The organism is Halogranum roseipondis, from assembly GCF_059695585.1.
The window spans coordinates 3,600,677-3,609,812 of the sequence record NZ_CM185235.1 but is presented as its reverse complement, the minus strand read 5'-3'; the positions used below and the strand labels follow the sequence as shown (position 1 = coordinate 3,609,812).

Here is a 9,136-nt window from a genome sequence, read left to right as displayed (position 1 = left end):
AGCTAGTTTAAGTAGCCTATCGTAGTATCTGTTGTCACATGCGGCCACGTCCCACACAACGTTTATTACTTTACTCCCACACAGTTGAGATATGGACTCCGACAGTCTCGCTGCATCGCGTATTGCCGGTCAGATGATCCCCGTATCCGGCGTCTCCCTTACAGCGATGTGGCGAACATTTAAACCGGAGTCGAATTTCGGATTCTTCGGATCCGACGGCGCGACTTCGGGAGAGTTGCGTTCCTATCGCCGTTTGGCCGATGGTGACGGCCGCTAGTTCCGAATGAGTGTCTCACAGCATCCGGTCGCCCTTCGACTCGAGCAACAGGTAGGCGGCGCGACGAAGCTCCTCGCGACGGTGATGGGCCTCCCGCTCGTCGACGGTATCCTGCCGGCGCTCATCGTCGCAGGCGCGTTACAGACGCCGACCGACATCGTCGAGACCGGGCTCCTCGTCTTCGGGGGGTCGGCGACGATGGCGGTCATCCTCGCGGAGATGGAGGGTACCCGCCGCGAACAGGTGCTCTCCATTCTCCTGTTGGCAGCCATCCTCCTACCGGTCGCCGCACTGGAGGCGATGTTCGCCCAGACGCTGGCGAACGTGCTCGACCTCGACACCTTCCAGCGGTTCGCGGGCATCGTCATCCTCGCGATCGCCGCGAAGACGGCCTCCTCGAAGGTCGGCGAGTATCTGCCGAGTCCGGGTACCATCATCGGGCTGGGACTCGTCGCGAGCTTCGACCCCTCCGGTGGCGGTCTCGAACTGACGCCCGAGATGAGTACGGTGTTCCCGGCCGTCGCCGCCGTCGGCGTGGGTCTGGCCTTCGCGCTCTCGGTGGCGCTGCTCGCCCCTCGCCTGCGTGGCGTGGTCGACATCGACCTGTTCCGCTTCGGCAGTTCGGTCGCACTCGGGATGCTGGCGCTGTCGGTGCTGGGCGTCCCCGGCATCCCCAGCGACGCACCGATCGCGCTCGTCACGCTCGGTGTGACGGCCGTCTTCGCGCTCGACCCCAACTCGGGGTCGACGCTCGAATCCACCGAGGCGGTCGACGCGGACGCCGCCGTCACCGACGGTGGCGACGACGAGAACGAGCGCTCGGACGGCTCGACGACGGACGAGACCGACGCCGACGCCGACGAGACGGAGCCGACGGTCGACGACGCACCGGACCCGACGGCCGCCGAGTCGGACGACTCAGAGTCCGGTTACGGCTATCCCGGCGAAGACGAGGCTCGCGCCCCCTGGCTCTGAACGGGTCGGCTCTCGTTCGTCGTGCTCGTTTTGCGGTGCCGTGACGCAGTGTTTAGGTGGGTGGGCCGACTCGACAGCGTATGAGCAACCGCGTCGTCCAAGGGCGGATGGTCACGCCGAAGCGACTCGCGAAACTGATCGAGGGCGAACAGCCGATGGAGGCCGAACCCATCGAGGACGCCGACCGGGACTGTCCCGAGTGCGGCGGCAACGTCCTGAAAGTGGGATATATGCCCAGCGTGACTGAGTTCGTCACGGGCTACAAATGTCAGGACTGCGACTGGGCCGACGACGACCGATAACCGAAACCCCTTTTAGGCAATTCGCCATACGAAGAAGTGCAAGGGGTCGTGGCCAAGCCCGGCATGGCGACTGACTCCAGAGGTAACGCCCGGTGACGAACTCCAGACTGATATTCCGAGCGACCGACTGATCATCGGTTCGCGTTGACGACCCTCTGGAGTACCGAGGCAGACCGGAGATATCAGTCGATCGGGGGTTCAAATCCCTCCGACCCCATCCTTGCAACGGACGAAACAAAACCCATAGACGGCGGTCCGTTCTCGGAACGCCCTATATGAGTTCTTCGCTCAGATCGCGCTCGACATGAACCCCTTAGGGGTTGATGCGTCGAGCCGTCTTGCGATTAGCTTACAGGACCTAGCTGAAAGTAAATCCCGACCTAATACACATAAAAGACCCTTATATACCGGCAGGTCAATCACAAAAGTTCGCATGGGGCTAGCCGCAGTCAGCCGAGAACGCGCCGCGCGCGCCAGCGACCAACTTCTCGAAACCGACCTGCGGTCCAGCCAGCGCATCTCACTCAGTTCAGAATGGCGCGCGGTCTCGAAACGATGTGTAATAGGGATTGGCGGAAGTCTTCCCACTTTCCAACACCCCAAGTTTTCTATCCCCCGAAATCGGCGTGCTGAATATAGAAGGCGTATTTTGCATACGATAGCAGATTTTAGCCATTTCTTTAGATTATATAAATAGAAGATGATTTAACAGTCTTTGATTATCACTATGTCATGCACCGCGAAGAACAGGAGCTTGCAATCGGTGAGTTATCTGTAAAGAGGGAATGGAATCGTGTTTCGTTGAATGAGATAACCGCATTACTATACTATATCAATGGAATTGCAGAGGGTCTATCCAACTCAGAAACAGTAGACGAAATAAGTGATGAATTTGCAGGTAACAAGCGTAAGCGTAGAGAGATCACAGGTGATGAACAGATTCGAGAGAGAATTATCGGAAGGCTCGCTAACCGAGGGGATCTCAAAAGAATCACTAGTACAAAGGGAAGATATCTGGCCAATGAACGTCGTGGTGCGGTTAGAGTAAAAAGGATACGCAAAGAAAGCCCATTTCTTCTAGAAATTGTAGGACCCTCTTCATTAGTGTTTATTGTGTTATATCTTGGATCAGGAATCGATTACGAATATACCGAGAATATAAATGAGGATGGTGATTCTAAAGTCCAGAAACGATTTAGATTTAATCCTCCAAATATTCGGGTAGCTGTAGAAGCGCTTCGAAGACTCTTCTGAAAAGTCAGTTTCTACCTATCGACGGCAATTATTCTACCTGAGTTGAAATAAAGTTGAGATTTCAATAGCCCCCGTCTACCTGTTTAAGCGTCAAGCCTCGGTCGACACGCCGCGCGCTCGACCTCGGCCGCCTTCCACCGCCCGAAGAACTTGGTTCCAACGTGGGTAGCATAGCGGCTCTTGCACGGCTCGCAGGCGAAGTGGGCAAAGCCGAGCCGGGAGATGTGCGTGAAGTCCATCAGCGTGTTGCAGCGGCCGCAGTAGGCCGGGTTGATACCACTCGGGACGTCATTGTATTGTCGAAGGCACATGGTTCTCGTTCTGGGTGGGTTACTTCTGAGCGATCAGCTTTCGGTAGACGTCGCTGGCGACCTGTCGATCAGAGTCTTTCGACGTCAGGCGAATCTCATACCCGGAAGACAGGTCTAACAGGACCCAAGATAGGAAATTTCGTTCTTCTTCGGTAAGCTGTTCAGTAAGGGTAGAGAGGTCTGTCATAGTGAGGGAGGTTCTCGGTCTGATTCGGTACTATCCTAATTGGGTATCCCAGAAGGAATACCATAGTAGAATACCGGTAGTAGTCAGTAGTCGAACAACGTCGTCTGATCTGGAGTCGGAGCCGACGACGGCTGGGTCATCTCGGGCCGAGAACCTCGACCGTCACAGACCCCGGTTCACCCGTCGCGCCCGGCCCATGAAGCCGCACGCGGATATACTGCCACCGGCATGGCCAGCAGCCGAGCCACTTCTTCGACGGGTCCTTGCTACAGGACTCCTTTCCGTACACCGGGTGAACGCGGTCGTCGGAGCCGCACTCCTCACAGGTCCGAGTCACAGGAACGCCTCCAGACCGCTCTGGTGCTGTCCGACCAGCGCGGCATCGACATCGACACCAACCGCGTCCAGCATATCTCCGAGCGGGTTCTTGATCAGCGTCTCCGTCATCCGAGTCGAGTTGACCCGAATCCGGTCGAGAACCGGCTCAAGGTCCGACGGGTCCTCGAAGGCGATCACGTCGATCTTGTCGCCAACCTCGTCGAAGTAGGTCTCCTGAATGTAGACCCGCTTGGGCTTGTCACCCTTGCCGATGTGCGTCCCGAGGATCGCGTTCGAGTTCCGAGCCGCCTTCGCGTGGGCGGTGTTACCGTATTCGTCCAGCGCCTTCCGCAGGCCTCCGGGGATGCCGATGGCGTCCCAATCCGGGTTGTTCGGGTCGATCTTCTTCCCAGCCTTGTGGACGATGCCGTTGACGTCCTCCTCGCGGCCGTCGAGAATGGCCGAGAACGCTGCCTCCTCGGTCTCGCTGGTCACCTTAGACGCGTCCGACCGCTTCGAGGCCGACCCTTTCACCGTCGGCTTCGACGTCTTCTGGTAGGCGTCCAGCGCCATCCCCTCCTTCCACGTCGAGATGTACGCATATTTCTTCTTACGACCCCATTGGAAAAACCGGGGCGTGAACATCTCCGGGCCGATCTTCCACTTGCAGTCTTCTGCGGGGACGCCCATCTCCTCGCCGAGCGCGGGGTAGACCTCGTCGGTCAGCACGTCGCAAATGGCGTGAGCTTCACGGACGCAGCGTTCCTGTCCCCACTCGTCGGGGAACGAGATGTAGTTCGAATCCGTGTCGCCATACACCACTTCCGCGACAGTTTCGGTGCGGACGTACTTGGCCGTCTCCTTGATGACCGCCTGACCCGCGAGGGTGATTGCCTCCGCAGTCGGGCGGTTGTAGAGGAAGAACTTATCCCACCCACAGACGCCGTAGATCGAGTTCGTGATCGTCTTAGCTACCTGATACTTGATGGCCCAATACTTCGAGGCCTCCTCGTTACCACTCTCGTTCGCGGCCTCCTCCTTCTCGCCGTATTCGGCCTTGAGGGCGATGGCGTCCTCGACGAGTTCCTTGAACAGGCCGTCGCGGTCGAGCCGGAAGCACGCCCCGTTCGGCGCTTTCGCGTAGGGGATGTTCTGGCGCTTGGCCTCGCGCTCGGAGATCAGCGTGTCCGGCGACGTGTTCAACATGAACATCGTCCACGGGTACAGCGAGGCAACGTCGATGCACAGCGTGTTCCGGGCAATTCCGTAGTACGCCTCAAACACGAACGCGCCCGTGTAGCCTTCCGAGCCACCCGAGTCGTAGCTGGCCGTCGGGCCGACCTCGCCGCGCTCGAACAGCTTGCGGCGGGACATCATCTCGATGAACTGGTAGTTGTTCACCGTGCTCTCGAAGTCGACACCGACCTGCTTGCGGAGGGCGTTGCGGAAGGAGATCGTTCCAGCCTTCTGGTCGATCCCGACCATCAGCCGGACGTCGCGGGCGTTGTAGTTGACCGCCTTCGTCGGGTTGGCCTCGTACATCTCGAAGAAGCCCTCCTCGTGCTGGATTTTCCGTTCACCAAGCTCGTGGTGGGCGACGTCGTCGAGCTTGTACGAGGAGAGTTCCGTCCACGAGTTGTTCCGGTAGGCCCCGAGCAGGTCGTACAGCGAGCGGCCGCGAACGCGCGTCGTCCCGTTCCGTTTGGCGTATGCTTCTTGCAGCGACGAGAGGCGTGCTGGGCTGGCCCCGACCGCGTTCATCCGATGGATCAGGTACTGGATGTCGAAATCGAGGTTCCACGCCGTCAGCACGTCCGGGTCGCGCTGGCCAACCCAGCAGGCGAACCGAATTAGCATCTCCTTCTCGGTCCGGTCCACGAACAGCTCGTCAACCTCCTCCGGGCGACCCTCCGGGAACATCTCGGCGATGTCGCGGTGATCTCCGTCGTAGAAGCCGACGTACTTGCCCTCGTAGGAGTCGTAGGCGACGATGGAGGTAATCCGGCTCTCGGAGTGGACCACGACGCTCTCGTCCATCGGGAAGTCTGGGCGGTCGTCAATCTCGATGTCGAAGTAGCAGATGCGGGGGTCGGGGTCGGCCTCGACCGGGGCCTCGCACGGCTGGACCTCGTCGAACTTGACGCGCTTCTCGGTCCCCTCCGGCCCGTCCGGAACGGAGACCCAATCGAACACCTCGAAGTCGATGCGGAGGCGGTCTGACAGGCGGACGTCGGCCCCGTAGGTCTTGGTGAACAGGTCACAGGCCGAGCGGACGTCGCCCGGCATCCGAACGTAGACCTTGGTCAGGCGGTCGCGGGTCTTGAACGCCCGGCGCTCGGAGTCCTCGAATCGAATGATACCCGACTCGCCGAGGAGAGACTGTTTGCGGCCCTCGATCTCGTCCGTCCGAACGTAGAAGTGCGGCTGGTAGTCTTCAACGATGACGTGGTGGCGCTCGTTGTCGGCGTCGCGGCCGAACAGGTGGAGTTCGGTGATCTGGTTTTCGTAGTCGCTGACTGCTTCTGTGTTGGTTAAGAGGAACTGCATGGTTGGGTAGCGTTGGTTAATTATCACGTTTCACCAGCCGCGGACCGCGACTGGACGTTGAAAACGGCCCGCGTTTCATCGCCGGTTTCAGTTGGTGTGCTGGGGCCGGAGACAGAGAGTATAGAAACGAAAAAGACAGAACTAATTAGATACCGAGCTTTCGGCGGCCGTACTTAACCGACCCCACCGAACACCCGAGCGCGTCAGCAATCTGAGCGTCCGAATACCCATCGGACACGGCCTGCCGAGTCCAATCAGCATATTTCAATGGTTCGCCCCAAGTTGAGGCACACATATCGTAGAACCGACATTGGTTTCCAGCGCCTTCATCCCACTTACAGAGCGGGAACTCGTTGATTTCGAGATGTTCGGGTGGATCGTCGCTGACCTCATGGAGTGCCTCGATGATTTCAAATACTTTCGTTCGACGCTGCGGGCCGGGAGGGGCTACAACGAAGTCTCCACCGACCCCACCCATCGTCCCTCGCGGGTAGTAGCCAGCGACGGCGACGATGTCGTACTTGTGCTCGAACAGGATCGTGTAGTACGTCCCTTGCAGGAAGATGTCCTTACTCCGATACTGCGGCGCAGGCGTCTTCCCCGTCTTGTGATCGACGATGACCGCGCCCTCGTCGGCGTCAACGTCAGGCAGCGAGACCGCGTCGTAGATGGCGTCAGCCCGGCCCATCGCCGGGATGGCCGGGTACGGGCCGTCATCGCCGATGTCAAGCGGGTCGTCGAGCCACTCCTCGGCCTCAACCTCGATCGGGAGCCAACGTTCTGGGCCGACACCGGCCTCCTTGCAGGCGTTGATCCGGGACTGTTCCCAGACGAGGAAGTTCGTGATGTACGGTTCGAGGTAGTCGCGCCACATGGAGACGTCCGGGAGCAGCGCGGCTAAATCGGTCGGGAACTCGCCCGTCTCCTCGACGTAGGCCTCGGCGTTGTGGTAGAACTCCTCCATCGAATCGTGGATATTCGTCCCCCGGCGCATGGCCGCCGTCTCCGGCTCGCGGAGGCCGCGGACGTAGACGAAGTTGAACTGCTCCGGGCATTTAGCGTACTTGAGAACACGGGACTTCGAGATGTACGGCAAGCGACCCTCGGGTGTGGACTCCCGAAGCTCAACCAGCCGGTTAGATTGTTCACTCATGGTGGTTACAGTAGGTGTAGTCTGATTCGGGCGTGGCCCGGTCGGTGCAATCTGGCTCCTGACACGGCGGAGCGCCGACGTTGAGAAGAAGCTCGTCGACGTCCGTCATCAGGTCGGTCGGCTGGGGAGCGGGAGCGTTCTCGGTCTGATCGGGCTGACTGAACGCCGCAAGGTCCGCTTGGGTAACCCCACCCTCCGACACCGTCTCAACCATCTCGTCCGTGCAATACGGCGAGTACAGGTAGTTCACCAAGACCAAAATCGAGAAGGCGAACATCCCACGGACGACCGTCGAGTAGTTACCGGTCGGGAACTCAAACGGAATCTCCTTGAGTGACTTGTCCCGGACGTTATTCTTGATCACGGCCTTCTCTGCCGTGGACACATCAACCGAGTCGACCAGCCCCGGGTCCGCCCGGATCGCCCGGATGAACGCCGCCGACGAGCCAACCCCGAGGGCGTGAACGTAATCGTCCGGGTCAGCCACCCGGTGGAAATTCCGAATCTCGGCGACCTGATCCTCGGGAGTCAAATTCTTCAACCCGCCCAGACAGTAGCCGTCAGCATCCACGCCTTCGAGCCTGCGGTAGGCGACATGGAACGGCGGCTGTAACGGGACGAGAACGCGAGTGTCTGTCTCAGCCAGCGGATGAACCTCATATTGCTGCATGAAGCCCGCTATCGACGCAACCGTCTTCCCAAGCGGCTCGCCCGGATAGTCCTTCGGGACTACGTAGGTCGGCCGCAGGTGGAGCGCCCGGTCGAGGATGTACTCGTTCGTGATGTCGGGCTTATTGTACCCCGAATCGAGGATGAACTCCGAGCAGACATCCCGAACGCCCGGTCGCGCCTCGTCGGCTGACTCCAGTCGGTACGGGTACGGGTAGGGCATGACTCCCGCCGAGAATACCTTGACGTAGGCGGAGTCGATCACCTCCTCGATATCGTCGAAGAACGTGCCTTGCGAGAACAGGCTCGCGTCAGGAGTCGTGAAGACAGCCTGCCCGAGTCGGTTACTCTGGCTCATCCGCCCCCTCCAGCGAGGCGACGTGGGCCGTGATGTCTGCGACGGTCAAGTCCCCACCGGCCTCGCGGTAGAAGTCGAGGACACAGCGTCCGTCTTCGTCGGCCGTTTTCTGGGCGTGGGCGACGATTTCGAGCGCCATCCTGAGACCGGGGACCGACTCGATCTCGTCTATGGTGGCTGGCTCGACCTTACTCATTGGTCTCACCTGCCCGAAGCTGCTGGTAGGCCTCCTCGTAGGGCGGGTAGATGTCTTCGTCTTCGTTGTCTTCGAGGAAGTTCACCGGGCCGCCGGGGGCGACGTACTCCTCCGGGCTGTATGGTTCGGCCGGGAACCCTCCGTCCGCCTCAATCTCCTTGACGAGGTTGTCGTACTCGGGGTCGTACATGGCGGCGATGGTCGCGTAGCCGATGCTGTCCTGATAGTGGTCAAGGTCCATCCCGCCGACGTGCTTGCGGGAGAGCTTGAGGAGGATCATCAGGTCCGCGACCTCGTCGCCCGAGAGCGGGCGTCGCAGAACTCGGTTCGAGCCGTTGTTCGAGCCGATTCGGACGCCGAGGTAGGCGTTCCAGAGGTCGGCAATGTGATCGTGGTTCTCAATGGGATCGCCGTGGGTGCCGTTGCGGTTGGCTATGATGTCCCCGATCTGGCGGGGCATGACGGCTGCTTTCTGTGCGTTCTCGCTGATGTGGATGTAACTCATGGTTGGGTTGGATAGAGCGGATGGTTCTCGGCCTAACGAGGCTATTCGACAATCATACAGAACCGGGTGATCCGGTCACAGGCT

10 protein-coding genes and 1 tRNA gene are annotated in these 9,136 nt (G+C 59.8%); 5 read left to right on the top strand and 6 right to left on the bottom strand.

Annotated elements, in window-relative coordinates:
* Positions 1–91 precede the first annotated feature (91 nt).
* From EOHIBHHM_RS18905 to EOHIBHHM_RS18885, 5 genes are all read left to right on the top strand, one after another.
* A complete protein-coding gene (locus EOHIBHHM_RS18905) occupies positions 92–277 on the top strand; it encodes a DUF8099 family protein (protein WP_497253376.1) in 186 nt (61 codons plus the stop codon).
* 6 nt (positions 278–283) lie between these two features.
* A complete protein-coding gene (locus EOHIBHHM_RS18900) occupies positions 284–1,252 on the top strand; it encodes a DUF5794 domain-containing protein (RefSeq protein ID WP_497253374.1) in 969 nt (322 codons plus the stop codon).
* A gap of 80 nt (positions 1,253–1,332) precedes the next feature.
* Positions 1,333–1,554: a DUF5795 family protein gene (locus EOHIBHHM_RS18895; RefSeq protein WP_497253372.1), complete on the top strand. Its 222-nt coding sequence runs from the start codon at positions 1,333–1,335 to the stop codon at positions 1,552–1,554.
* Positions 1,555–1,596: 42 nt separating this feature from the next.
* A tRNA-Trp gene (locus EOHIBHHM_RS18890) sits at positions 1,597–1,771 on the top strand.
* A gap of 515 nt (positions 1,772–2,286) precedes the next feature.
* Positions 2,287–2,808: a hypothetical protein gene (locus tag EOHIBHHM_RS18885; RefSeq protein WP_497253370.1), complete on the top strand. Its 522-nt coding sequence runs from the start codon at positions 2,287–2,289 to the stop codon at positions 2,806–2,808.
* Between the two features lie 83 nt (positions 2,809–2,891).
* Here EOHIBHHM_RS18885 and EOHIBHHM_RS18880 read toward each other — a convergent pair whose 3' ends face one another.
* The 6 genes from EOHIBHHM_RS18880 to EOHIBHHM_RS18855 form a co-directional block, all read right to left on the bottom strand.
* The gene (locus EOHIBHHM_RS18880) at positions 2,892–3,119 is read right to left on the bottom strand and encodes a hypothetical protein (protein WP_497253368.1); all 228 of its coding nucleotides are present in this window, start codon (positions 3,117–3,119) and stop codon (positions 2,892–2,894) included.
* 520 nt (positions 3,120–3,639) lie between these two features.
* Positions 3,640–6,171 (bottom strand): DNA polymerase domain-containing protein, encoded by a 2,532-nt coding sequence (locus tag EOHIBHHM_RS18875; RefSeq protein ID WP_497253366.1) that lies wholly within the window; start codon positions 6,169–6,171, stop codon positions 3,640–3,642.
* A gap of 145 nt (positions 6,172–6,316) precedes the next feature.
* A complete protein-coding gene (locus tag EOHIBHHM_RS18870) occupies positions 6,317–7,324 on the bottom strand; it encodes a PD-(D/E)XK nuclease family protein (protein WP_497253364.1) in 1,008 nt (335 codons plus the stop codon).
* The gene (locus tag EOHIBHHM_RS18865; RefSeq protein ID WP_497253362.1) at positions 7,317–8,351 is read right to left on the bottom strand and encodes a hypothetical protein; all 1,035 of its coding nucleotides are present in this window, start codon (positions 8,349–8,351) and stop codon (positions 7,317–7,319) included. The genes EOHIBHHM_RS18870 and EOHIBHHM_RS18865 overlap by 8 nt, the downstream gene beginning before the upstream one ends.
* Positions 8,338–8,547 (bottom strand): hypothetical protein, encoded by a 210-nt coding sequence (locus EOHIBHHM_RS18860; protein ID WP_497253360.1) that lies wholly within the window; start codon positions 8,545–8,547, stop codon positions 8,338–8,340. Before EOHIBHHM_RS18860 ends, EOHIBHHM_RS18865 begins: the two co-directional genes overlap by 14 nt.
* On the bottom strand, positions 8,540–9,052 hold the full coding sequence (locus EOHIBHHM_RS18855) for a DUF6378 domain-containing protein (RefSeq protein WP_497253358.1): 513 nt from the start codon (positions 9,050–9,052) through the stop codon (positions 8,540–8,542). Before EOHIBHHM_RS18855 ends, EOHIBHHM_RS18860 begins: the two co-directional genes overlap by 8 nt.
* Between the last annotated feature and the right edge of the window lie 84 nt (positions 9,053–9,136).

What these genes read in the sequence shown, in the direction of transcription:
- EOHIBHHM_RS18880 (WP_497253368.1), bottom strand. Translation starts at nt 3,119, where the DNA reads ATGTGCCTTCGACAATACAATGACGTCCCGAGTGGTATCAACCCGGCC.
- EOHIBHHM_RS18865 (WP_497253362.1), bottom strand. Translation starts at nt 8,351, where the DNA reads ATGAGCCAGAGTAACCGACTCGGGCAGGCTGTCTTCACGACTCCTGAC.
- EOHIBHHM_RS18875 (WP_497253366.1), bottom strand. Translation starts at nt 6,171, where the DNA reads ATGCAGTTCCTCTTAACCAACACAGAAGCAGTCAGCGACTACGAAAAC.
- EOHIBHHM_RS18905 (WP_497253376.1), top strand. Translation starts at nt 92, where the DNA reads ATGGACTCCGACAGTCTCGCTGCATCGCGTATTGCCGGTCAGATGATC.
- EOHIBHHM_RS18860 (WP_497253360.1), bottom strand. Translation starts at nt 8,547, where the DNA reads ATGAGTAAGGTCGAGCCAGCCACCATAGACGAGATCGAGTCGGTCCCC.
- EOHIBHHM_RS18855 (WP_497253358.1), bottom strand. Translation starts at nt 9,052, where the DNA reads ATGAGTTACATCCACATCAGCGAGAACGCACAGAAAGCAGCCGTCATG.
- EOHIBHHM_RS18885 (WP_497253370.1), top strand. Translation starts at nt 2,287, where the DNA reads ATGCACCGCGAAGAACAGGAGCTTGCAATCGGTGAGTTATCTGTAAAG.
- EOHIBHHM_RS18895 (WP_497253372.1), top strand. Translation starts at nt 1,333, where the DNA reads ATGAGCAACCGCGTCGTCCAAGGGCGGATGGTCACGCCGAAGCGACTC.
- EOHIBHHM_RS18900 (WP_497253374.1), top strand. Translation starts at nt 284, where the DNA reads ATGAGTGTCTCACAGCATCCGGTCGCCCTTCGACTCGAGCAACAGGTA.
- EOHIBHHM_RS18870 (WP_497253364.1), bottom strand. Translation starts at nt 7,324, where the DNA reads ATGAGTGAACAATCTAACCGGCTGGTTGAGCTTCGGGAGTCCACACCC.